The sequence below is a fragment of the Desulfobotulus sp. genome (assembly GCF_034006065.1).
In the GTDB taxonomy this organism is placed as follows: Bacteria; Desulfobacterota; Desulfobacteria; order Desulfobacterales; family ASO4-4; genus Desulfobotulus.
This window is the reverse complement of the sequence record NZ_JAVETM010000021.1, coordinates 30,702-52,482: the sequence shown is the minus strand read 5'-3', so window position 1 is coordinate 52,482 and position 21,781 is coordinate 30,702. Positions and strand designations below refer to the sequence as shown.

Genomic DNA, 21,781 nt, shown 5'->3' with positions numbered 1-21,781 from the left:
CTGTGAATTTTCACGGTTCCAAAGGCCTTCAGAAGATAACTTTTAAGAATCCGCCTGTCCAGACGGATGTTTCCGGCCAGACGGGAACATTCCAGGGAAAGAAGGCCAGAAAAGGAAAAAAATGATGCAGGAAGAAAAAGGATTTTTCATGCAGCCCCTCACCATTGATCTGCCATCCTGGGTCCAGGATAGGGTGGATGCTTCCAGAATCTACGCCTCGGATGCGGAAAAAATGGAGCTTGCCCTTTGGCTTGCGCGGGAAAATGTTCTGGCGGAAACGGGCGGCCCCTTTGGGTCTGCCATTTTCGATGACACGGAGGGCCGGTTGCTGGGGGTGGGCGTCAACCGGGTGGTGCCCCTGAACAATGCCACCCTGCATGGAGAGATGGTGGCCATCATGATGGCTCAGAAGGCCCTGGCTTCCTTTACCCTGCATGCAGCGGGCAGGAAGAGAAGCCTTTTCACGTCCTGCGAACCCTGCGCCATGTGTCTGGGTGCGATTTTATGGAGCGGAGTGAGCCGTGTGGTCTGTGCTGCAGGAGCAAAGGAGGCCCGGGCCATCGGTTTTGACGAAGGCCCGGTTTTTGATGCGTCCTATGCCTACCTGGAAAAGGCAGGCATAGAGGTGGTGCGTAACTTCTGCAAAGAGGAGGGAGAAAACGTGCTGGCTCTGTACAAGCAAAAGGGCGGAACCATTTACAATGGCAGGGATGCCCAATAAGAAGGAGGCCCATCACAGGGCGGACTGGATGCTCATCTGTTTTCTCAGGTAATAATCATAACTGCCCTCATAGGGTATCATCTGACCATGGTCGATCTCAAAGACCCGGCTCACCAGGGATCGGAGGAAATGGCGGTCATGGCTTACGATCACCACCGTTCCCTGAAAACCCTGGAGGGCCTCCAGAAGGATTTCCCGTGACTGGATGTCGAGGTGGTTGGTGGGCTCATCCAGAATGAGAAAGTTCAGGGGCCGGGCGAGGAGGGTGGCCAGAACCACCCGGCTTTTCTCGCCTCCGGAGAGTTTGTCGATCCTCTTGTGTACATCATCTCCCTGGAAGAGGAAGGCCGCGCAGAGGTTGCGGATGACGCCCAATCCTGCCGTGGGCAGGGCGTCCTGCACCGTTTCCAGCACGGTTTTTTCCGGGCTGAGAATGTCCATGGCGTGCTGACTGAAGTAGCCCATGTGCACGTTGGCTCCGATGGTGACCGTTCCCGTACTGGCTTCTGTGCGACCGGCCAGCACCTGAAGAAAGGTGGATTTTCCAGCACCGTTCACCCCCACCACAGCCACCTTTTCTCCCCTGCGGATCATGCCGGAAATGCCCCCGAAAACGGAATGTTCCGTACCTTCAGGGGTTTGCCAGACCTTGCCCAGCTGCACCATGGCTACCACGTCGTCCCCGGATCGGGGGGGTTCCGCAAACTCAAATTTCACCCTTTTTTGTTCCGGCGGCAGCACAATGCGTTCGATCTTTTCGAGCTTTTTCACGCGGGATTGCACCTGGGCCGCGTGGGAGGCCCTTGCCGCAAATTTTGCAATGAACTCCTCTTCCTTGGCCAGCATGTCCTGCTGGCGCTTGAAACTGGCTTCCAGCTGTTCCCGGCGGATTTCCCGTTCCTTCACGTAAAAATCATAGTTTCCGGAATAGGTGGTGGCCGTACCATTGCCGATCTCAATGATGCGGGAGACAATGCGGTTCATGAAATCCTGGTCATGGCAGGTCATGAGCAGAGCCCCCTTGAAGGAAGAGGCCAGCCAGTTTTCCAGCCAGAGAATGGATTCCAGGTCCAGATGGTTGGTGGGCTCATCCAGAAGCAGCACATCGGGCTGGGTGGTGAGAATTTTGGCAAGGGCGATGCGCATCTTCCATCCCCCGCTGAATGCCTCCACAGGACGGTGATAGGCATCCGGCCCGATGCCAAGACCCGTGAGTACGGCCTGAGCCCGGGATTCCAGATCATAGCCGCCCTGATGCTCAAAATTTTCCACAGCCTCGCCGTAGCGCTCCAGAAGCTCTGCCAGGGAATTGTCGTCCATGGGTTCTGCCATGGCCGCTTCCATGCTCCGGATTTTCTCACCCAGCGTCACCACATCCCCCACAGCGGCCATTACCTCCTCCAGGGCACTGCGGCCTGCCATATCCCCCACATCCTGGGAAAAATAACCGATTCGGGTTTTAGGACTGCGGGTGATTTCTCCCCCATCGGGGCTTTCTTCGCCCATGATGAGGCGGAAGATGGTGGTTTTTCCCGCGCCATTGGGGCCCACAAGGCCGGTTCGGGTTCCGGGAAGGATCTGAAGGCTTGCGTTGTCAAAGAGAATCTGGCTGCCATGCTGCCGCGAGATGCGGTTTAAGTGAATCATAAAAAACTCCTAAAGATACGACTGCATCCGGAAAGGAAGGGCCGTTTGTGCATTCTGCCGGAAGATATAACCCAGGCCGTCTGGGGGTGAAAAAAACCTGGATGGGATACCACGTCATGCCGGGGCTTTCAAACAGATATGCGGATTTCTTCTTTTTTTATCTTGTGTGGTAGTTGTTTTCGGAAGGAGGCTTGCCTATGGTGCTGCAACGCCAGCGCCCATGGGGCCTGGTCAGGGCATCCACCGTTTTTTAAAGAAAGGCCTTTTTCGGCATGGAAATTCAGAAAACCACCCTCTTTGACACCCCCGTCCTTAACACCCTGCTCTGGCTGTTTGCCAGCTTTATCCTTTGGATCTGCGGATGGAAAATTGAAGGCGATGTGCCCAGAGAAGAAAAAAAAATGGTCATGATCGCTGCTCCCCACACTTCCAATTGGGATTTTTTCTGGACTCTGCTTCTGGCCTTAAAAATGCGGCTGAAGGTGTATATGACAGGTAAAAAGGAGCTGACGGAAAAACCCATGGGTTTTATGCTGAAATGGATGGGCCTTGTCCCCATTGACCGCAGTCAGCGGAAAAACACCGTAAAACTTGCCGTAGAAATTTTTGATGCTGCAGACAAAATGGTTCTCATCATTCCGCCTTCAGGCACCCGCAGCAAGGTTTCTCAATGGAAAACGGGTTTTTACCACATCGCACAGGGGGCAGGCGTACCCATCGGTCTGGGTTTTTTGGATTATGCCACCAAAACCGGCGGCATGGGCATGATCCTGCGCCCCACAGGGGACATGGCGGCAGACATGGAAACCATCCGGGCGTTTTACAGTACCAAAACGGGCAAGTATCCGGAAAAGGCCTTTGGCGGTACCTCCCGTGACACAGAGGGCCCGGGTCCCCTCTGATTCCCTTTGCGCGAAAAACTAAATGCATGCCAGACCCTAAAGGGTTCTGGCATGCATTCTTTTATTCTTCAGTAAAGCGTATTCCCTGATAAGGCTTTTTTGTCCCTGAGCGTTTCTATCTGTTTTTTGTCAGGAGACCTTTTCTCCCTCACCATCCACGCAGACCACGCAGTAGGTATAGGCCTCGCCCGTATCAAACCAGTTTTCAAAACGCCCCAGCTCTTTGCCGCCCAGAAGTTTGAAATTTTTTAAGGAGCCATTTCCCCGAAAATGCCCCCCCACCTTACGGAATCCGGCAGCCTTTACCGCGTCGAGAAAGGCGCGGAGCAGTTTTTTTCCGAATCCCTGGTTCTGGAATTCCGGCAGAGTGACGATATTAAAAAGGTAAATCAGATCCTCCACGCTCTCATGGACTTCATGGAGCTTCAGGGTTTCACAGGCGTCCTTGCAGGGGCGGAATCCAACCACATTGCCCACATACGCGTTCTGGAAAAGGGCCACAAGGCCGAGGCTGTCTTTTTTTTGCAGGGCTTCCAGATAGCCTTCCGCAGACTCCCGGATGTTTTCTGGAAAAATTTCTTCTGAAGTGAGAATGTTCTGTTCAAATACGGAGAAATTTTCTGCTGTGAGTGGAACGAAATCAAGCATGGGCTCAGCCTTCCTCCTGACCGGGAAAATAGCAGATGCGGATGGAGTCCGCAGCTCTTTCCCCCCGCGCGATACGGAGAGCGGTTTCCATATGTTCCTTTGAAATAAGGCCTGCAAGGGGTTGGGGTACCTTGTCAAAAAAGCCAAAGGCTTCGGCCAGCTGGGTATCCCAGCGATCCGCATGGCGCATCAGGTCGTCGGGGAGAACCCGGTTGCGTTCACACCCGAATTCGGGCAGGCAGTCAAAGGGTTCAATAATATTGAAAAAACCGTAATCATTGGTGAGTTGCTGGCCTGCGGCAATGTCCGTCACAGCAAGTTCAAAGCCGTAGGGTGTGAGAATGCAGGTGGGCAGAAAACTGTGATTGACAAAGCGGGTGTTGTCCCAGCAGAAAACCCAGCGGCCCTGGCGGTCCCGGAAGCAGTAAGTCTCCAGGATTTCCTGATAAACAGGCTCTAGGGCGCGTACTTCCGTTTCCGTAAAAACCCGGTCGAAACGGTCCTGCACCCAGACCACGGTTCCTTTGGGAATGGGTTGGGTTGCAAAAACCCCCCGGCCGATCTGTTCATTGATAAAGCGTACTTCCGTATGGGGGTGCAGCATGGATTTTCGGTTTCCTTCTTGGGCGTGTGGGGGGATGGAAACGGGGGGCGGCGAAAGGGAAATCCGCCTGCTTTTCACCGTCTTTGGGCAGATCTACATAGACCGGAAACCCAAGTCAAGATGCAAGAACGATGTTTTATTAAAAAATCAATATTTACAAATATTTATATCTTGATTTTATGGTGGATGCCCCTATGTTTCCCCCAAGGATTCGGGAAAGGAGACCCCCATGAAATACAAGACAGGCCTTATGGTTTTTTTCTGTGTACTGCATGCGGCATCGCTTCTCCATGCCGGAGATCTGCGGCCCTTATCCGAAGGAGAAATGGCGAGCTGCAATGCCAGCGCGGCCTTTGCTTTTTTACCGGAACAAGGGGTAAAGTCAGAAGATAAGGATTTTTTTCTCGGAAAGCTGTTGTTTTCAGCCGAGGTTTCCGGCGGAGAAACCCGGCATGTTTCCGGAACGGCAAGGCTGGAAGGGGATCGCTGGGTTCTTGAGGATTATACCCTGGTTACGCCCGCAAGAACCTACGCACGGATCCGACCCAGGGGGATGGACACGGGGCCGGATTTCGGAACACTTCATATGGGAGAGCGAAGGATGACGGTGACAGGCTTCATCAGGTTTTCCCATAGTCCCTGATGTGCACTTTTGAAAACAGGATTTTCCGGTTATATAGGGAGAATGGCGGCGCAGGAGCCGAAAAGATTCTTAAAATGCGGCCCTTTGTCTCCGCCCGGACCCCGGAAAACCATTTTTCTTCCATCATTCAAGGAGAGCCCATGCCCATTATCACCATTGCCCTGAAAGAGGGGCGCAGCCAGGAGCAGAAAGCCAAGGTCGCCCAGGAAATCACCCGTATCGTTGCGGAAAACATGGATGTGGATCCTTCCAAAATCTGGATTCGCTTTGACGATTTTTCGCCCAAAGATTTTGCCACAGCTGGAAAGCTCCACGGGTGAGGCCTGTTTTTTAAGCACCTGAATTTTCACAAACCGGAAAAAATTCCATGGAAGAAGAGAAACAAAAGGATGTTTTTATCCAGAATTGCCGGGTGGCTTACTCGGATGTGGGGATGGACGGCTGCCTGAAACCCGTGGCCGCTCTGAACTTCTGCCAGGATGTGGCCAGCCGCCATGCCTTTGCTTTAGGGGTTTCCGCCCTGCACATGGAGGCCTGGAATAAGATCTGGGTGGTGCATCGCTACCATTTTGATTTTTATCGTTTTCCTCGCTGGGATGAGATTTTTTCCATTCGTTCCTGGCGTGCACCTGTCCGGCGGCTTTATGAAATGCGGCGTTTTGTCTTTCTGGATGCCCATGAAAAGCCTCTCATGGAAAGTACCTGCGCCTGGGTGCTGGTGGACAGAAAAACCGGGAAACCCGCCAGGCTGGACCGCGCCATGCCCGCCCATCTCTGCGCAGGAGAGGTGGATATTCCCTTTGATTTTGAGGATATTCCCCCGCCGGATTCCCAGGCGGAGCGTCTTTGTTTTCAGGTACTCCAGGATGACATGGACTACAACCGCCATGCCAACAACGCGGCTTATCTGAGATGGGCCATGGAAGCCCTGCCACCCGCACGGCTTTTTCCCTGCTGTATCCGGAAGCTCGATATCCGCTATCACCATGACATCGGACCACTGGAAAGCCTTGAGGTGCAAACCTCAAGGCAAGAACATGCTGAAAGGAAAGAAACCTGGATCCAGGCCATCCGTCATGGGGATACGGGAAGCCTGCTTGCGGGGCTTCGCATGGAACTTGCCTTTTGATCCTTTGGAAATCCCACAAAACTCCCCAGTAGCTCTGAAAACAGGATCCGGGTCCTTCCTTGCATGCAGGAAGCGACCCGGATCTTTATTTTAAAGCCTGAGGAATGGGAGAAGGTTTTCTATACGGCCCGACCTGCGGCATAGCCCTGATGTACGGCATCAAAGGCAAGGCCGATCTTGGCCGCATCCCCCACCACGGTGCAGGAAATGTTCAGGGCCTCGATGTCCGCCTTCAGGGCGGAAACGGGTCGTGAGCCTGCGGCCAGCACCACGGAATCCGCAGGAATCAGCTCCAGGCCATCCTTGCCTTCCACCTTGACGCCCTCTTTTGTGATTTCAAGGGCTTTGGTGGTCACATCCGTTCGGATGCCGATACGTTGCATTTCCTGAAGCATGGTCCAGCGGGTGGATTTACCGATGTCTTTTCCAACAGACTGGGTCATTTCAATGAGGGTCACGTTCTTTGTTCCCTTTGTGGCCAGCTCATAGAGTTTTTCCACATCATCGGCCCTGTTTACAAAGAGGAATTTCAGCTCCTCTCCGGAAAGGGTTCCCTTTTCCCCAAGGAAGATGGCCGTTTCCACACCCACGGCCCCACCACCGATAATGACCACGTCCTTGCCCGTATGAGCCCGGTCTTCCAGCACATCCCAGGCCTGAACCACATGGGGAAGGTTGGCACCGGGAATGGGAGGACAAAGGGGTTCGGCACCCGTGGCAAGAATCACGGCATCGGGTTTTTCCCTTTCCAGAAGAGCCTTATCCACAGGGGTTTTCAGCATCACCCGGATATTGTTCACCTGCACCTGAACGGCGAGATCCTTCGCCAGTTCCGCAAACTCTTCCCGACCCGGAGGCGCCGCAGCCAGGTAAAGCTGACCCCCCAAACGACCTGAGGCTTCAAAGAGGGTCACATTGTGGCCCTTTTCGTGGGCCGCCAGGGCAGCGCACATGCCCGCAGCACCGCCGCCGATGACAAAGATCTTTTTCGGCGTGTTCGTCGTGACGGGAGCCATTTTAAATTCATAGCCCGCCCTGGGGTTGCAGAGACATTCCACATGCTTGAACTTGAAAAGGTTGTCAAAGCAGCCCTGGGCGCAGGCAATGCAGTGGATGATCTCGTTTTCCCGGCCCTCTTCCGCTTTTTTGGGCAGAAAGGCATCGGCAATGAGGCTGCGGCCCATGGCCACCATATCGCACATGTCGTCGGCAATGAGTCTTCTGGCATCCTTAGGATCGTTGATGCGGTGGCTGGCGATGACGGGAACCTTCACCACTTCTTTAATGCCCCGGGCGAGGTAGGCGTAAACCCCTCTGGGAACACTGGTGACGATCTGGGGAATGCGGGCCTCATGCCAGCCCACATTGATGCAGATGGCATCCACCAGGCCGGAGTCGGAGAGTTTGCGGGCATACTCCCTCAGCTCCACCCGGCCCATGCCCTCGGGCATGAGGTCGTTTCCGTTCATGCGCACCACCACGGGGAAATCCGGGCCCACGGTTTTGCGGATGGCAGCGAAGATTGCCATGGCAAAGCGGCAGCGGTTTTCAAAGGACCCGCCGTATTCATCTTCCCGTTTGTTGGTGAGGGGGGAAAGAAACTCACTGATGAGGTAGCCCGTACCGCTGAGGATCTCCACCCCGTCGTATCCTGCGGCCTTGACCCTTCCTGCGGCTGCGGCAAAATCAGCGACGGTCTGGTCGATGTCTTCCTTTGTCATGGCTCTGGGCACTTCACGGGTCAGGTTGGAGGCAATGGCCGAAGGAGCCACAGGCTGCTTACCATTGAGGAGCATGGAGTGGTTGTAGCGGCCTGCATGGTTGAGCTGCACCAGGGCACGGGCTCCTCCGGCCTTGATGGCATCAGCCAGTTTTTTGAGGCCGGGAATGTGGGCGTCCTCATGGGCGCCGATGTGGCTGACATTGGCGGAGAGTTCGTTGACCGAGGCATAGCCCACACAGATGGCCCCTGCCCCGCCCCTGGCCCTTTCCGCATAAAAGGCCGTCACCTGCTCGGAAACCTCATAGTTTTCACACATGGCAAGGTGCATGGCGGGCATGTAGATGCGGTTTTTTACCGTCATACCGCCGATCTGGATGGGCTGGAAAAGAGGGTCGATACCACGGATCTTGGTCGTCATGCTGCCTCCTTGGGAAAAGTTTTGTATACAAAATTTTTAAAGGTTACTGATTCAAACCCCATGGCGTTCATGGAGTTTATGGATTTCAATTTTGTTCCTGTGAACCAGTTTTGATGAAAGAGGGACAATGTGAAACCTGACGCTCTAATAGCTTGCACACTAACTAAATCCCATTTCAAAAAAGCCGTCAAGTTTTTCTTGTAAAAATTTGCCTTTGCCTTTGAAAAACAAGGCTTTCCAGAATGCGTTTCCGAATAGGGGAGCAGCCGTTGCCGATCAGGGAAGGCAGGGTCGTCAACAAGGCCCTCCTGGATACACCGTTCCTTTCTCCTGCGTTTTCTAAAAAACTCAAAAACATATTTTTCTTTCTCAATATAAAAACAGGCCACGTTACGATCCTTTTTAGGGTCACAAACATGGATTTTCTCCATTTTTCTTTCAAAAACAATCAAAATTATACATTCATTCAATTCATTTCCCCAGGGGATGAAAAAGTATTTGCTATGTACGCAAACATTTGATCTACAATAAATCACATTCCGCACAGCACAGACCTTATTCTTTTATGAACGCACCCAATGAAAGGATTCTCCATGGATTTCAACCTATCTCCCTTTGAAAAAATGGTTCAGAAAACCGCCAAGGATTTCTGTGAAAAAGAAGTTACCAAAATTGATGCCTATATGGCCGAGCACAAGGATTATCCTCCCGACCTTCTCCAGCGTTTCGCCAAGGCAAGGCTGCTGGGCATGGATGTACCCAAGGAGTTTGGCGGTATCGGCAGCACCAACTTCAATCTCATCCTTTTTGCCGAAGAACTCGGCAAGACCGGCTCCACCTGCATGCTGCCCTTTTTCATGAACAATTCTGTGGCCGAAACCATCTGTCACTGGGGTACGGAAGAGGTGAAAAAGAAATTTGTACCCCCCATGTGCGACGGCAGCGCCTGGGCCAGCATGGCCTTCACCGAACCCGGAACCGGCTCCGATCCCAAGGCCCTGACCATGGTGGCCGAACCTGATGGGGATGATTTTATCCTCAACGGCACCAAACGTTTCATCAGCATGGCCAACAAGCCCGGTTACGGCATCTTCTTTGCCAAGGACCTTTCCATGCAGGGTGCCAAAACCGATACAACCGCCTTCATCGTGGATAAATTCAGCCCCGGTATCACCTGCTCCGGCCATTATGAACTGATGGGTCTCGACGGTGCCGACACCTGCGACATTTTCTTCAAGGATGTACGTGTTCCCAAGGCCAACATCCTCGGAGAACAGGGCAAGGGGTTCAAAATCCTGCTGCGCTGGATTGCTGGTGAGCGTATCCAGCAGGCGGCTGCCCTTGTGGGCGGCGCCCAGGGTGCCCTGGAAGAAGCGGCCCGATACAGCAAGGAGCGGGTGGTGAGCGGTTTCCCCCTGGGCTTCATGCAGGGTTTCACCTGGATGCTGGCGGAAATGAAGACCAAGGTCGATGCCTCTCGGCTCATGGTGTACAATGCCATCCTGCTTCAGGATCAGAAAAAACCCTTTGAAGTGCCCTCCGCCGAACTCAAGGTTTTTGTGGTGCCCATGGTACAGGAAGTCTGCCGCATGGCGGTACAGATTCATGGTTCTTATGGCTACTCCAAGGAATACAAGGTGGAAAAACTGTTCCGCAACGCCATGCATGGCGGTATTGTGGCCTCCAGCCTTGAAATCAACAAGACCATTGCGGGCATGGCCTATCTGGCCGGTCGCTGAAACAGGACTGATATGGCCGGTCGGCTTTGGCCACCGGCCCTTTTCCAGGGAGTATTTTAAGGAAGCACCATGAATATTATTGTCTGCATCAAACAGGTACCGGACGTTACGGAAGTGAAATGGGACGAAAACGGATCGCTGATCCGCACCGGCCTTCCCAGCATTATCAACCCCAATGACAAACATGCCCTTGAGGCGGCCCTCGCCCTGAAGGATGTCCATGGCGGCACCATCACCGTGATTTCCATGGGGCCTCCCCAGGTGGAAGAATCTCTGCGGGAAGCCCTGGGCATGGGATGCGACCGCGCCATCCTTCTGACAGACCGCAAATTCGGCGGTGCCGACTGCTGGGCAACGGCCTATACCCTGGGCCTTGCCATCCGGAAAATCGGCTCCTTTGATATGGTCATCACCGGTGTTGAGGCCATGGACGGCAACACCGCCCAGGTGGGACCTGAAATTGCCGATTTCCTCAAGCTCCCCCTCTGCTCCTATGCCCTGGATATCCGCTGTGAAGGGGATAAGGTTTTTGTTCTGCAGAACATGGGCGACATGGTCCGGGAGCTGGAAGCCCCCCTGCCCTGCCTCATCACCGCTGAAAAGGAACTGAACGAACCCCGTGTCGCCCCCATGGACATGCTCATGGAAGCCTATGCCAAGGAAATTGAGATCTGGGGCATGGATGTTCTGGATGGCGATCCCGCCAACTTCGGCCTGAAAGGTTCGCCAACGCGGCTGCGCAAAGTTTTCAGTCCCAAGAGGATTAAAGGGAAGGTGGAGATTCTGGAGGGTGATCCCGCAGAATCCGCCCGCAAGCTTGTGGAAAAGTTCAAAGAACACAACTTTATCTAAATCTAGGGTGAACCTATCATGACAGATACCAAGGATTTCAGTGATTATAAAGGCGTCTGGGTTTTCATTGAACAGCAGGAAGGAAACCTGACCCGAACGACCCTTTCCCTGGAAATGCTGGGAGAAGGGCGTAAACTTGCCGACAAGCTCGGCGCACCGCTCACCGCGTTTCTTCTGGGCCACAATGTGGGAAAACTGGCGGAAGAGCTGATCCTCTATGGAGCGGATATTGTCCTTCTCGCTGATCATCCTGCCTTGGCCGAATACCGGACGGGGCATTACACGGACATCATATGCAAGGAAGCCCTGGAAAGAAAGCCCGATGTGCTTCTTGTGGGCGCATCTCCTGTGGGAAGGGATCTTGCTCCCCGTATCTCCTTTCGTCTCCATACGGGATGCACTGCGGATTGTACCCTTCTCGATATTGATGAAGAGAAAAAAATCCTGGTTTCCACCCGTCCGGCCTTTGGGGGCAACGTGATGGCGACCATTCTCTGCCCGGATCACCGGCCCCAGATGTCCACGGTGCGGCCCGGTGTCATGGACATGCCCGTTAAGGATACCGCCCGCAAGGGTGAGGTGGTGACCCTGAACCTTTCCATTGATGAAGCCGCAGATCCTGTAAAGGTGCTTTCCGTGAAAAAGCGGGAGCACAGCGGTATCAATATCCGGGAAGCGGAACGGGTTGTCTGTGTGGGGATGGGTGCAGGAGATACCCAGACCTTTGCCAGGCTGGAAGAGCTGGCCAAAGAGCTGGACGCCCAGGTCGGGGGAACCCGTCCTGTGGTGGAAGCCTGCCTCATCACCCACGACTGCCAGATTGGCCAGACAGGCAAAACCATCCGGCCGGAGCTTTATCTTGCCGTAGGCGTTTCCGGTACCGTACAGCATACCACGGGGATGTCCGAAGCCAAGACTATTGTGGCCATCAACAAGGATGCCAAGGCGGAAATTTTCAATTTTGCCCATTACGGTATTGTGGGGGATGCCTCCAAAATTGTTCCGGCCCTGATTGACCAGATCCGCAAAGCCAAGGCTGCCCGTTAAAAAAATTCCGGGTATGCCCTCTTAAAAAAATGCGCTGTATCCTGGAAAAAGACATCCAGGGACAGTGCATTTTTTGTCCCCTATGGGGTGCCCCAGCCTTGCCCCCCCTACTGCGGCTTCAGCACCAGAAAAAACATTTCTCCCGGATGCTGCATGTGGCCTGCTGCCGTTTCCGCGTACCCGTCGTTGCCAAAGAAAATATCCGCCCTACCGCTGCCCCGGATGGCACCTCCCGTATCCTGGGCGGCCATGAAGCGGGAGAAGGGGCGCCAGTCCGCAATGGTCCCATCGGCAAAGAGCAGGGGCTTTACCGTCTGGATAAAGACGGGGGCGCCGTCAGGAAAAAGCCTGCGATCCACGGCCAGGGACCTTCCTGCGGTCAGAGGAAAGCCCAAAGCACCGATGGGCCCCTCCTTCACCGTATGAAAGAAAACATAGGAAGGATTGAAGGCAAAAATCTCCCGTTGTTCTTCGGGGTTTTCCTCCAGATACCTGCGGATGCGCTGCATGGACATCTCTTCTTTGGGCACCCTGCCCGTCTGGATCAGGAGGCTGCCGATGGAGCGGTAGGCTCTCCCGTTCTGTCCCCTGTAATGCACCCGGATATAGCCGCCTTCTGCAAGGTAGACAATGCCCGATCCCTGAACCTGAAGAAAAAATTTGTCAATGGGAGAGGCAAGATAGGCGATGACGGGCGCTTTTCCTTCCAGGGCCCCTTCGTGGGAGATGGCATCCCTGTCCGGATAGGGCTCAAAGGTTTTTCCTGTCCAGCGTCCGCGGATGCGTTTTCCGGCGTAATCCGTGCCAAAGGGGGAAAGATCCACCTCAAAAAGATCCTCTGGCATACCGTGCAGGGGGATGGAAAAGCGTTCGTTTTTTTGAAGACTGCCGGACAGAAGGGGCTCATAGTAGCCCGTGAAGAGAACCTTGCCCGCAGGTCTCAGTTCCGTTCCCGGCGGAGGTGAGCCCGTAGCCCGGTATACAAGAAAGTTTTCCCGGATTTTCCGGTTCAGGGTTTCTTTGTCCGGCCGTTCACGGACAAGATCCATGAGATGAAGGGTGGATGCGATCATGTGGCGGGCAGGATAGCTGTCTTCGCCAAAGCGCACGGGTCGGTCCGGAGAGAGTTTCCGATAGAATTCAAGGCTCCGGTGCAGGGCCGGGAGCAGACCCTCATACTCAAGATCATCCTCAAAAAGCGGATAGGTCTCCGGCATAAGGCGAAGCAGGGGGGCGATTTTTTCCAGAGGCTCGGGCGGCGGCTCCACAACTCTGGGGGCCTGGGCCGCACATCCTCCCATGGCAAGAAAAAGAATTCCCAGCAAAAGAATGGAAAGGGAGCTTGGGACTTTCTTCTTTCCAGGCGGTTTGGGTATGGGGATAAGGCGTTTCATGGCAACGGGGATTCCTTAAATAAAAAAAGAGGATTTTGACCACATCAGGTCTGATCACCTGGGATTTCCGGGCTGGGGTTTATATCCTGGGGCTCTTTAATGCGGATGTCGCCTGCAACGCCCATTTCCTCAAATTGCCGCAGGCAGGGCAGAACCCGGCGCTGAAAGGAGCCTGTCATCTGATTAAAGGCCTTGACGCTTTTTTCCATGTCCTGGCCCAGGCGGTTCATGTGGGTGGAAAAACGCAGAAGTCTTTGATGCAGCTCCTTTGCCATGTCCACAATTTTTCTGCTGTTTTCATAGGATTCCTGCTCCCGCCATACAAGGGCAATGGTTTTCAGCATGGCGATGAGGGTGGAGGGGGTTGCAAGGAGAATGTTTCTGGAAGCCGCCTGTTCCAGAAGATCCGGCCTTTCTTCCAGGGCTGCGGAAAAAAAACTTTCTCCGGGAATAAAGAGAATCACAAATTCCGGGGAAGGGCTGAACTGACGCCAGTAGCTTTTCTGGGATAAAAGGCGCACATGTTCTGAAACCTGACGGGCATGGCCGGAAAGGGCCTTTTTTCGGGCTTCTTCCGTATCCGCTTCCATGGCATCGAGATAGGCGGAAAGGGGAACCTTGGCGTCCACCACCACCTGCCCGCCGCCGGGAAGGGTGACCACCATGTCCGGCCTGAAGCGTCCTTCTTCGTTTTCCATGTGTACCTGCTCGGTAAAGTCACAGCGTGGGGCAAGCCCGCTGATCTCCACCACGCGCCTGAGGGTCAGCTCGCCCCAGCGTCCCCGGGCCTGGGGTTGTTTCAGGGCTGAGATCAGGCGCTGGGTTTCGGTTTTCAGCTCCGTGTGGGCGTTTCCCAGAAGGCTGAGATGACGTCCCAGATCCCCGAGGGTGCGCTCCCTGTCTTTGGCAAAGGTCTGTACTTCCTTTTCATAGGAAAAGAGCATCTCTTTCAGGGGGTCGAGGAGATTGCGAAAACTCATCTCCCGGGTTTCCATGGCATGCCGGGCCGCATCCAGGTGATGGACAAAATTTCGGTCTGCCATCTCCATGAAGTACCGCTGATTTTCTTCAAAAATTCTGGCGGAAAGTCCTTCGAGACTCCGGGTGAGGCTTTCCTGGCCTGCCTGGGTGAAGCGTAGTTTTTCTTCGCACAGGCAAAGGGCTCCTTCGGCTTCCCTCAGTTTTTCCCTGAGACGCAGCCTGGAGTAGGCGAGAAGGAGGCATAGAAGCAGGCAGAGGCCTGAGAAAAGCCAGGGGAGGTCAGAAAGTTCGGGAGAAAAGGGGAGCATCCAGGAGCATTCCTTGGGGGGTCAGTGCCGGATGTCCCCGTTGGAAATGTTCTTTTTCCGACGGGGACCTGAGGCCGCACTCTAGCAAAAGGAACGCAGGATGCAAGCCTGAGACACCCCTTTGAGATATCTTCTGTGGAAGCGAGGGAGGGGCCTCTGGTCAGCGGATCCCGTCAAAGTCCGCATCCTCGGCAGGATGCCAGCGCAGGATATGGAGACTCTGGAGTACGGGATGGCCGGGTTCCAGAGCAAGAAGGGCTTTGCGTATGCTCTGCTTTGCAGCTTCGGGCAGGTCTCTGCGCACAGAAAGGCAGTAGTTGGGGATCCATTCTCCTTCAGCAAGAACGCGGATGCGTCCCGGAGGGATATAGGTATTGGCCATGTGGAGGGCGGATTCACGGATGAATCCGGCGTCTGCCTCCCCAATGTGCACGGAAAAAATGACGTTTTCCTGAGTATTGTCCGCAGCTTCCATGATACGACAGTCCTTTTCCGGATCAAGTCCTGCTTTCCTGAGGGTGAGGCTGGGGGAAAGATAGCCGCCCGTGGATGTCCGGCCCACGATGCTGATCCGTTTTCCTTTCAGATCGGAAAGGGTCTGGATGGGGCTGTCTGTGGTTGTGATGATAAGCCCCCTAAAGCGCGTGCCTCCAATGGTGTCTTCTGCAATGGCAAGGGCTTCGTGAACGTGGGAAATCCGGATATAGACGGAGGGATTCTGATAACCCAGGGCAAGGTCTCCGGAAAGCGCCCGGTTTTCATAATCGCCGTAATTTCTGTGAATGACTGCCCGAATATCCATGCCGGTTTGGGCGGAAAGGTAGGCCGCCAGGGGAGTGATCCGTCCCAGAACCTCTTCCGGCGCATGGAGAGGAAGCATGGCAATGGGGTATACTTCGGCTGTTGCGGACTGGGGAAGGACAAAGAGCAGGTAGGCAAAGGCCATCAGCGTCAGAAGATGTCTCATTTTAAAAATTTTCCTTCCTGGGTCATGCATTCTTCCCCACTCCCTGTCGGTTTCGTAAGCGGAGGATGGCAGATCTGACAGAAATGCGCATCGTTTCAATGGCCTGTCCCAGATCGGCAATCTCTCCCTTTCCCCGGATATGGACGGGGGTATCCAGCTCTCCGATGGCAATGGCGTGGGCAACACGGGTCAGATTCCGGATGGGATTTGCAATGCTGGCCGTGATCCACCAGAGGGCGGCGCCTCCTGCGATAAACAGGGCAGACAAGACCACCATCAGGGGGCGCAGGCTCCGGCGTACGGCATTCTCGGCGTCCTCCATGAAAAGCCCCACATGCACAATCCCCCCGCTGGTCCGGATGCGTATGGCCACATCATGGATTCTGCGTTTTCCGACGAGAATATTTCTGGCGGAAATGGACTCGTTTTCCGCAATGGGATTGAGCTGGACCAGTCCCGGCGGAAATCCCCCTGCCGTGACCCCCCTGGCAAAGTCTTCATCAAAACGGCTTAAGAGGCCAAAAATGCCTGTGACAATGGCTTTGTCATGGTTCTGGACAACCACATAGGCGACGCCGGGAAGATCCGCATGCACAGAAGCCGCCTGGCTTACGGCAAGGTAGTTTTTCAATAAAAGGGGCTGGGCCACGGCAGCGCTGAAAGAACGGGAAATGGCAAAGGCCCGCTGATTGATCTGCTCTTCAATGATTGCGGGGACAGCTTTGTAATAGGCATAGGCAATGCTTGCGGAAACGCAGAGCAGGATCAGAATGAAAGGCATGAGAAGACGGAATGAAAGGCCGTGGATGCCGGGATAGGGACGTCGGTCCGTCCTTTGAAGGGGCGTGACATCCGGGGTCCGGCTGTTTTTTTTCGTCGGGGGTCCGGTGTCCGCTTCGCTTTCAAAGGACTCCGGGATCGGTATTTCGGATCCACAGTGTATACAGGGGGTTCGGGAGGCACCTTCGGGGATTTTTTCTTTTTTGAGAAAATTTACCTTCCCGCACGCATCACAGAATATCAGCATATCCAGCATTCCTCCCGTTGCCTAGTCTGAGGCCTGAGCGCTGTCTGTATTTTTGTCTCGGAAATCAATGGGCAATAAACAATCAGTGATGCAAAAAGCAATAACCATGCCGTACAAATCCCATCCCCGGAGTATGAGCCGCAGAGGTCTGAAAGACGGGAAGATGCGTGGTGGAAGAGGGTTTTGTTGGTGCCCGCATGCGGTGCGGGAGCTGTCAGCAGATGTGTCAGCGTGCAAAAAAAACAGAAGATGATAAGGAAACGCCATGGACAGGGGGGGGCTTTCGGCAGCTGCGGGAAGGCATTTTTCAATGGATGCCTTGTAAGGCGTTGAGGAATCCGCTAAAGTTTTGATCAGCATGCAATCAGGAGGCAGACATGGAAAAAAGAATCCTTGAAGCGCGGGATATGGACCGCATTCTCACCCGCATGGCCTACGAGATCCTGGAGCGTTATCCGGATACGGACCGTCTGGCCCTGGTGGGCATTCATACCCGCGGGGTTTTTCTGGCGAGAAGGCTGGCTGACCGTATCCGGGAAATTGCAGAGCTTCCCGTCATGCTGGGCAATCTGGATATTACCCTGTACAGGGACGACTGGACCCGCATCGCCCATCACCCGGTGCTGCGCTCCACCAACATTCCCTTTGATGTGGATGGTATGGATGTGGTGCTGGTGGATGATGTGCTGTACACGGGGCGCACCACGCGGGCGGGCATGGATGCGCTCATTGATTTTGGCAGACCTCGCTGCATCGGCCTTGCCGTGCTGGTGGATCGGGGGCACCGGGAGCTTCCCATTCACGCAGACTTTGTGGGTCGTTACGTGGAGACGGAAAAAGGCCATACGGTGAATGTCCGCGTCACAGAAGAAGATGGGGAAGACCTTGTTGTGGTGGAGGCGCTGTGAAGCTTTTGGGAAAAAAAGGGCACCAGGCCATCAAAAACCTGAACATGGCCATCCTGACCGTTTCCAGCACACGGACCCTGGAAACGGATGAAAGCGGAAAATGGATGGCGCGGGAAATCGGAAAAGAGGGCCACACCCTCGTTACCCACCGGGTGATTCCAGACGACTTTCTGGCCATCGGCGGCGCGGTGCTGGACGCTGTGCGCGTGGAAAGGGCGGATGCCGTGATTGTGAGCGGAGGCACGGGCCTCACCCGGCAGGATGTCACCATTGAAGCCTGTCGTCCCCTTTTTCATAAGGAACTTACCGCCTTTGGACCCCTTTTTGCCAAACTCTCCTTTGAAGAAATCGGGGCTGGGGCCATGCTGTCCCGGGCCACGGCGGGGAGCATCGGAGAAAGTGCGGTGTTCTGCATTCCCGGAAGCCTCAAGGCCTGCAAACTGGCCTGCCGGGAGCTGATTTTCATGGAAGTGGGCCATCTGGTGAGCCATCTGAGAACCTGATACGATTGTTTGCACCCCATACTAAGGAAAGGATACTCCCCCAATGACACAGGCATCCCTTGAGACATTTCTGAAAGCGTGGCAGGTCGATCCTGCGGGTATGAAGCCCGTGGTTGAGGATTTTCTCGCCTTTTTTTCATCGGAAAAGGGCGTTAGGCTGGATTTCAATGCCCGGCCCGGCGTGAGCTACTCCATCCGGGTAAAGCATGAAAATCAGAAAAAGCGCAGCCTTTTCGCCATGGTGGATATCATTGACGACGACCCGGAAAACCGCTGGCTTTCCGTTTGTTTTTACGGCGATATGGTGACGGATCCCGAAGAAGCGGGAGATCTTGTTCCCGGCGGACTGCTGGGAGAAGACGGCTACTGCTTTGACCTCGAAGATCCGGAAAATGCTGCTTATATACGCAACCGTCTCCAGGAGGCCTGCGGGGCCGCAAGCCTGGAGTCCCTGTCATAAGTTTTTTGGGGAAGGCGGCCCTTTTTTCAATCACAGCAGAATCAGGAGGTCACACACGATGGGCAGGATTCAGAAGTACGGGATTTTCGGGCTGGTCTGCACCCTTGGCTTGTGGTTTTCTTCCCATGCCGCCGCTGACCTTGTCATCCATCTGAAAGATGGCCGTACCCTCAGGGTGGATGTCCGTAAGGAAGACTTCATGGGCATGTCCTTTGAAGCGGGATCGGCAAATGCGTCCCAGCCTGTTACCTGGGATTTTGAAACCGGTAATCTTAAGGGCTGGACCCGGACGGGAGAGGCTTTTAACAATCAACCCACCTTCGGCGATAACCCCACAGCCCGGAACCGGGGACAGGCCTCAGGCCATCAGGGTCAATACTGGATCGGAACCTATGAAAACCGTCCCGGACCATCGGATCCCGCGGGCGGCATCCAGGGAGACGGCCCCCAGGGAACCCTGACCTCCGCACCTTTCACCATCCGGAATTCCCGGATCAGCTTTCTCATTGGCGGAGGCTGTGATCTGACTTCCCAGCGCGTCGAACTGCTGGTCCAGGGTGAAGCGGTGCGCAAAACCACAGGAGAATGTCATGAAACCATGAAGCGGATTTCATGGGATATTGGCGCTCTGATGGGTAAGCAGGCCCAGATTCGCATTGTGGATGCTTCCAGCGGAGGCTGGGGCCACATCAATGTGGATGATTTCAGGTTCGAATAAAAAACCGCAGCAGATTCCTTATCACGCTTTATCCTGCACCCCATGCAGGATAAAGCCCTTCCCTTGGGTTTCACACCCGCATTCCTTTCCCAGGAGTCGCCTGTTCTGGAACGACTCTTCCCACCCCAGCCAAGGAGGCAGCCCCATGAAAAACATTCAAGTCAAAGAAGTCATGATTCCCTTAAGCGAATACAGCACCATTTCCGGAGAGGAGACCCTTTATGATGCCATGCTGGTCCTGGAAGGTGCCTTGAATCGGATGAAAAGCACCTGCGGGGAGGGACATCGCGCTGTGCTGGTCTATGACGAAAAAAATGAAATTGTGGGTAAGCTCAGTCATCTGGATGTGCTGCGGGCTCTGGAGCCCAAGTATTTTGAGGTGGGGGATGGCAGTCCCATGAGCCTGGGGCTTTCCCGTTTTGGCCTGAGCCCCAAGTTCATGAAGGGGCTTCTGGAGCAGTTCCGGCTCTGGGATAAACCCCTGCAGGATATCGCCAGAAAAACCACGCGAATCAAAGTCAAGGATGTCATGTACACCCCTTCGGCCGGGGAGTATGTGCAGGAGGATGCTTCTCTGGATGAAGGGATTCATCAGCTTCTTCTGGGGCAGCACCAGTCTTTGCTGGTGACCCGCGGTGAAGAGCAGAAGGTGGTTGGGATCTTGCGGCTTGGGGATGTATTTATGAAGGCTGTTGAAATGATTAAGGAAAAACAGGAAGAAAATGTCTGAAGTCCTGGGCTGATTCGGGCGAAGGCATGGGTCTGCAGACCCGGAGTGCGGGGGATTTTCCCGTACCCCGGGTCTGTCTTTGAAAAGGCGCTGCTCAGGCGTCTTTTTTATTGGATTGCCGCCAGATTCCCATGGTCTCGGCTTCCTGCACAAGGCTTTCGCGGAAATCCGGATGGGCCAGGCCGATGATCCGCTCGGCGCGGCTCCATGTGGACTGGGCGCGCATCCTTGCGGCGCCAAATTCCGTTACCACATAATCCACCTGATGTCTGGGAATGGTGACGATGCTGCCTTCCTTCAGGCGGGGCATCACCCTGGATCGCAGGTTACCCTGGCTATCCTTGTAAGTGGAGGCAAGGCAGATGAAACTTTTTCCGTTTTTGGACCACTGGGCACCAATGACAAAATCCCACATGCCCCCGTTTCCGGAAACCTGGGTGGTACCAAGACTTTCCGCGTTGATCTGGGAGTAGAGATCCACCTGCAGGGCGTTATTGATGGAGATGAAGTCATCAATCTGGCCGATCACCCTGGGATCGTTGGTGTAGCTTGCGGGGTAAGCGGATACGGCGGGATTGTTGTCCATGAAATTGTAGAGTCTGCGGGATCCCAGGGCAAAGGTGTAGGCGACGCGGCCTTTGTCAAAGGGTTTTCTCTGGCCTGTCATGCGCCCGGAAAGGAGCATATCCACATAGGCGTCGGAAAGCATTTCCGTGTGTCCGCCCAGGTCCTTGAGGTCCGAATCCGCAATGATCTTCCCTACGGCATTGGGCATGCCGCCGATGCCAAGCTGCAGACAACTGCCATCGTGGATAAAGGGCATAATATGGCTGGCGATGTCCCGGTCTGTCTGGCTGGGTTCTGCGGTGGGGAGGTCCGCCATTTTCTGGTCCTCAGGTGCTTCCACCACATAGTCCACCTGGGAGATATGCACGGATTCCTCAGCACCTCCCAGGCACCGGGGCATGTCCTGCACCACTTCCAGAATCACGGTGTCCGCCTCTTCCATGGCTGCAAGGGTGGCGGAGGGATGGGGGCCGAGGTTGAAGTAACCATGCCTGTCCATGGGGCATACCGCGCAGATCACCACGTTTCTGTGATCCGCCACCCGGTCGCGAAACCAGGCGGGAGCCTGATGGTACATGATGGGAAGGTAGTAGGCGGGGAATCCGCTGCTTTTCAGGACGCGGGTAAGCTTGCTGAACTGGAGGTCGTGGTACACGAAGCTTTTGGGATATTTGATCACCTCCGGAACGGGCGGAATGGTGACAGCCGTATGGATGTATACGTCCCGGAGTTCTCCATGCCGTGCCGCCAGGGCCTGGTCACAGACCACCGGTTTGCCATTGAAGAAACCATAATCCACCACATCGCCGGACCTGATGATGGCCACAGCCTTTTCCGCGGATACGCATTTTTGCTGATAAAGTTCCTGAAACCCTGTCATGAAATCGCTCCTTGCTTCGGGCCGGACGCCGCCTTGGGGCTTGCGTTCCGGGAAGAAATAGATGGGGCATAAGCGCATGCCAATGCAAGGGACCTTTTTCAAGAAGCATGCCATTCTTAAATGTCCCCAAACAGGGCGTTTGGGTTATGGTGTGGGGCTTTTTTGTCCTGGATGGGTGGTGGATCTGGGAAGGGGGATTGGCGTGTCTTTTTAGGTTTTGTATTTTGAATTTATTGATTTATTTTGTTTTGAGCTTTGTTGGTTT

Annotated in this window: 23 protein-coding genes; 13 read left to right on the top strand and 10 right to left on the bottom strand. The window is 54.5% G+C overall.

Translation table 11 applies throughout. From position 1 onward, the window contains the following. Positions 1-121: 121 nt before the first annotated feature. The gene (locus RBR60_RS09455) at positions 122-721 is read left to right on the top strand and encodes a nucleoside deaminase (protein WP_320356080.1); all 600 of its coding nucleotides are present in this window, start codon (positions 122-124) and stop codon (positions 719-721) included. Positions 722-733: 12 nt separating this feature from the next. Here RBR60_RS09455 and RBR60_RS09450 read toward each other — a convergent pair whose 3' ends face one another. Next, positions 734-2,368, bottom strand: coding sequence for an ABC-F family ATP-binding cassette domain-containing protein (locus tag RBR60_RS09450; protein ID WP_320356078.1), 1,635 nt, complete (start codon positions 2,366-2,368; stop codon positions 734-736). Between the two features lie 272 nt (positions 2,369-2,640). On the opposite strand from RBR60_RS09450, the gene RBR60_RS09445 reads away from it, so the two are divergent. Further along, positions 2,641-3,270, top strand: a complete 630-nt coding sequence (locus tag RBR60_RS09445) for a lysophospholipid acyltransferase family protein (protein WP_320356077.1) — start codon at positions 2,641-2,643, stop codon at positions 3,268-3,270. Positions 3,271-3,399: 129 nt separating this feature from the next. On the opposite strand, the gene RBR60_RS09440 is transcribed toward RBR60_RS09445, so the two are convergent. Together RBR60_RS09440 and RBR60_RS09435 are read right to left on the bottom strand one after the other, a co-directional pair. Next, complete coding sequence (locus tag RBR60_RS09440) at positions 3,400-3,918, bottom strand: GNAT family N-acetyltransferase (protein ID WP_320356075.1); 519 nt, start codon at positions 3,916-3,918, stop codon at positions 3,400-3,402. A 4-nt stretch (positions 3,919-3,922) separates the two neighbouring features. Further along, positions 3,923-4,522: an SET domain-containing protein gene (locus RBR60_RS09435; RefSeq protein ID WP_320356073.1), complete on the bottom strand. Its 600-nt coding sequence runs from the start codon at positions 4,520-4,522 to the stop codon at positions 3,923-3,925. 229 nt (positions 4,523-4,751) lie between these two features. Here RBR60_RS09435 and RBR60_RS09430 point away from each other — a divergent pair, with 229 nt between their 5' ends. The 3 genes from RBR60_RS09430 (at position 4,752) to RBR60_RS09420 (ending at position 6,294) form a co-directional block, all read left to right on the top strand. Beyond that, positions 4,752-5,165: a hypothetical protein gene (locus RBR60_RS09430; RefSeq protein WP_320356071.1), complete on the top strand. Its 414-nt coding sequence runs from the start codon at positions 4,752-4,754 to the stop codon at positions 5,163-5,165. A gap of 140 nt (positions 5,166-5,305) precedes the next feature. Further along, positions 5,306-5,485 (top strand): tautomerase family protein, encoded by a 180-nt coding sequence (locus RBR60_RS09425; protein ID WP_320356069.1) that lies wholly within the window; start codon positions 5,306-5,308, stop codon positions 5,483-5,485. A gap of 47 nt (positions 5,486-5,532) precedes the next feature. Beyond that, a complete protein-coding gene (locus tag RBR60_RS09420; protein WP_320356067.1) occupies positions 5,533-6,294 on the top strand; it encodes an acyl-[acyl-carrier-protein] thioesterase in 762 nt (253 codons plus the stop codon). Positions 6,295-6,413: 119 nt separating this feature from the next. Here RBR60_RS09420 and RBR60_RS09415 read toward each other — a convergent pair whose 3' ends face one another. Both RBR60_RS09415 and RBR60_RS09410 read right to left on the bottom strand, forming a co-directional pair. After that, complete coding sequence (locus RBR60_RS09415; protein ID WP_320356066.1) at positions 6,414-8,435, bottom strand: FAD-dependent oxidoreductase; 2,022 nt, start codon at positions 8,433-8,435, stop codon at positions 6,414-6,416. Next, the gene (locus RBR60_RS09410; protein ID WP_320356065.1) at positions 8,432-8,905 is read right to left on the bottom strand and encodes a hypothetical protein; all 474 of its coding nucleotides are present in this window, start codon (positions 8,903-8,905) and stop codon (positions 8,432-8,434) included. The genes RBR60_RS09415 and RBR60_RS09410 overlap by 4 nt, the downstream gene beginning before the upstream one ends. A 123-nt stretch (positions 8,906-9,028) precedes the next feature. Between RBR60_RS09410 and RBR60_RS09405 the strand changes: the two genes are divergently transcribed. The 3 genes from RBR60_RS09405 to RBR60_RS09395 all read left to right on the top strand — a co-directional run bounded on the left by RBR60_RS09405 (position 9,029) and on the right by RBR60_RS09395 (position 12,073). Then, entirely contained in the window at positions 9,029-10,174 is a 1,146-nt protein-coding gene (locus RBR60_RS09405; protein ID WP_320356064.1) for an acyl-CoA dehydrogenase family protein, read from the top strand. Positions 10,175-10,243: 69 nt separating this feature from the next. Then, entirely contained in the window at positions 10,244-11,026 is a 783-nt protein-coding gene (locus RBR60_RS09400) for an electron transfer flavoprotein subunit beta/FixA family protein (RefSeq protein WP_320356063.1), read from the top strand. Positions 11,027-11,044: 18 nt separating this feature from the next. Then, positions 11,045-12,073 (top strand): electron transfer flavoprotein subunit alpha/FixB family protein, encoded by a 1,029-nt coding sequence (locus tag RBR60_RS09395; RefSeq protein ID WP_320356061.1) that lies wholly within the window; start codon positions 11,045-11,047, stop codon positions 12,071-12,073. A gap of 107 nt (positions 12,074-12,180) precedes the next feature. On the opposite strand, the gene RBR60_RS09390 is transcribed toward RBR60_RS09395, so the two are convergent. The 4 genes from RBR60_RS09390 to RBR60_RS09375 form a co-directional block, all read right to left on the bottom strand. Continuing rightward, a complete protein-coding gene (locus RBR60_RS09390; RefSeq protein WP_320356059.1) occupies positions 12,181-13,467 on the bottom strand; it encodes a murein transglycosylase A in 1,287 nt (428 codons plus the stop codon). Positions 13,468-13,511: 44 nt separating this feature from the next. After that, positions 13,512-14,756, bottom strand: coding sequence for a DNA recombination protein RmuC (locus RBR60_RS09385; protein ID WP_320356057.1), 1,245 nt, complete (start codon positions 14,754-14,756; stop codon positions 13,512-13,514). 160 nt (positions 14,757-14,916) lie between these two features. Continuing rightward, the gene (locus tag RBR60_RS09380) at positions 14,917-15,723 is read right to left on the bottom strand and encodes a phosphate/phosphite/phosphonate ABC transporter substrate-binding protein (protein ID WP_320356055.1); all 807 of its coding nucleotides are present in this window, start codon (positions 15,721-15,723) and stop codon (positions 14,917-14,919) included. Between the two features lie 22 nt (positions 15,724-15,745). Beyond that, entirely contained in the window at positions 15,746-16,750 is a 1,005-nt protein-coding gene (locus tag RBR60_RS09375) for a HAMP domain-containing protein (RefSeq protein ID WP_320356054.1), read from the bottom strand. A 377-nt stretch (positions 16,751-17,127) separates the two neighbouring features. Between RBR60_RS09375 and pyrR the strand changes: the two genes are divergently transcribed. The 5 genes from pyrR to RBR60_RS09350 all read left to right on the top strand — a co-directional run bounded on the left by pyrR (position 17,128) and on the right by RBR60_RS09350 (position 20,069). After that, positions 17,128-17,658, top strand: coding sequence for a bifunctional pyr operon transcriptional regulator/uracil phosphoribosyltransferase PyrR (pyrR, locus tag RBR60_RS09370; RefSeq protein WP_320356053.1), 531 nt, complete (start codon positions 17,128-17,130; stop codon positions 17,656-17,658). Beyond that, entirely contained in the window at positions 17,655-18,161 is a 507-nt protein-coding gene (locus RBR60_RS09365; RefSeq protein WP_320356052.1) for a MogA/MoaB family molybdenum cofactor biosynthesis protein, read from the top strand. The genes pyrR and RBR60_RS09365 overlap by 4 nt, the downstream gene beginning before the upstream one ends. A 43-nt stretch (positions 18,162-18,204) precedes the next feature. Continuing rightward, positions 18,205-18,621, top strand: a complete 417-nt coding sequence (locus RBR60_RS09360) for a hypothetical protein (protein WP_320356051.1) — start codon at positions 18,205-18,207, stop codon at positions 18,619-18,621. Between the two features lie 58 nt (positions 18,622-18,679). Then, positions 18,680-19,339, top strand: a complete 660-nt coding sequence (locus tag RBR60_RS09355) for a hypothetical protein (RefSeq protein WP_320356050.1) — start codon at positions 18,680-18,682, stop codon at positions 19,337-19,339. A gap of 145 nt (positions 19,340-19,484) precedes the next feature. Then, complete coding sequence (locus RBR60_RS09350; RefSeq protein WP_320356049.1) at positions 19,485-20,069, top strand: HPP family protein; 585 nt, start codon at positions 19,485-19,487, stop codon at positions 20,067-20,069. 94 nt (positions 20,070-20,163) lie between these two features. Here RBR60_RS09350 and RBR60_RS09345 read toward each other — a convergent pair whose 3' ends face one another. Then, positions 20,164-21,516, bottom strand: a complete 1,353-nt coding sequence (locus RBR60_RS09345) for an acetyl-CoA hydrolase/transferase family protein (RefSeq protein ID WP_320356047.1) — start codon at positions 21,514-21,516, stop codon at positions 20,164-20,166. Between the last annotated feature and the right edge of the window lie 265 nt (positions 21,517-21,781).

Bases quoted from the DNA above. Each gene is read 5' to 3' on its own strand.
- RBR60_RS09420 (WP_320356067.1), top strand. From the start codon at position 5,533: ATGGAAGAAGAGAAACAAAAGGATGTTTTTATCCAGAATTGCCGGGTG.
- RBR60_RS09400 (WP_320356063.1), top strand. From the start codon at position 10,244: ATGAATATTATTGTCTGCATCAAACAGGTACCGGACGTTACGGAAGTG.
- RBR60_RS09355 (WP_320356050.1), top strand. From the start codon at position 18,680: ATGGGCAGGATTCAGAAGTACGGGATTTTCGGGCTGGTCTGCACCCTT.
- RBR60_RS09345 (WP_320356047.1), bottom strand. From the start codon at position 21,516: ATGACAGGGTTTCAGGAACTTTATCAGCAAAAATGCGTATCCGCGGAA.
- RBR60_RS09360 (WP_320356051.1), top strand. From the start codon at position 18,205: ATGACACAGGCATCCCTTGAGACATTTCTGAAAGCGTGGCAGGTCGAT.
- RBR60_RS09440 (WP_320356075.1), bottom strand. From the start codon at position 3,918: ATGCTTGATTTCGTTCCACTCACAGCAGAAAATTTCTCCGTATTTGAA.
- RBR60_RS09430 (WP_320356071.1), top strand. From the start codon at position 4,752: ATGAAATACAAGACAGGCCTTATGGTTTTTTTCTGTGTACTGCATGCG.
- RBR60_RS09415 (WP_320356066.1), bottom strand. From the start codon at position 8,435: ATGACGACCAAGATCCGTGGTATCGACCCTCTTTTCCAGCCCATCCAG.
- RBR60_RS09385 (WP_320356057.1), bottom strand. From the start codon at position 14,756: ATGCTCCCCTTTTCTCCCGAACTTTCTGACCTCCCCTGGCTTTTCTCA.
- pyrR (WP_320356053.1), top strand. From the start codon at position 17,128: ATGGAAAAAAGAATCCTTGAAGCGCGGGATATGGACCGCATTCTCACC.
- RBR60_RS09445 (WP_320356077.1), top strand. From the start codon at position 2,641: ATGGAAATTCAGAAAACCACCCTCTTTGACACCCCCGTCCTTAACACC.
- RBR60_RS09455 (WP_320356080.1), top strand. From the start codon at position 122: ATGATGCAGGAAGAAAAAGGATTTTTCATGCAGCCCCTCACCATTGAT.
- RBR60_RS09450 (WP_320356078.1), bottom strand. From the start codon at position 2,368: ATGATTCACTTAAACCGCATCTCGCGGCAGCATGGCAGCCAGATTCTC.
- RBR60_RS09405 (WP_320356064.1), top strand. From the start codon at position 9,029: ATGGATTTCAACCTATCTCCCTTTGAAAAAATGGTTCAGAAAACCGCC.
- RBR60_RS09380 (WP_320356055.1), bottom strand. From the start codon at position 15,723: ATGAGACATCTTCTGACGCTGATGGCCTTTGCCTACCTGCTCTTTGTC.
- RBR60_RS09425 (WP_320356069.1), top strand. From the start codon at position 5,306: ATGCCCATTATCACCATTGCCCTGAAAGAGGGGCGCAGCCAGGAGCAG.
- RBR60_RS09375 (WP_320356054.1), bottom strand. From the start codon at position 16,750: ATGCTGATATTCTGTGATGCGTGCGGGAAGGTAAATTTTCTCAAAAAA.
- RBR60_RS09350 (WP_320356049.1), top strand. From the start codon at position 19,485: ATGAAAAACATTCAAGTCAAAGAAGTCATGATTCCCTTAAGCGAATAC.
- RBR60_RS09435 (WP_320356073.1), bottom strand. From the start codon at position 4,522: ATGCTGCACCCCCATACGGAAGTACGCTTTATCAATGAACAGATCGGC.
- RBR60_RS09395 (WP_320356061.1), top strand. From the start codon at position 11,045: ATGACAGATACCAAGGATTTCAGTGATTATAAAGGCGTCTGGGTTTTC.
- RBR60_RS09390 (WP_320356059.1), bottom strand. From the start codon at position 13,467: ATGAAACGCCTTATCCCCATACCCAAACCGCCTGGAAAGAAGAAAGTC.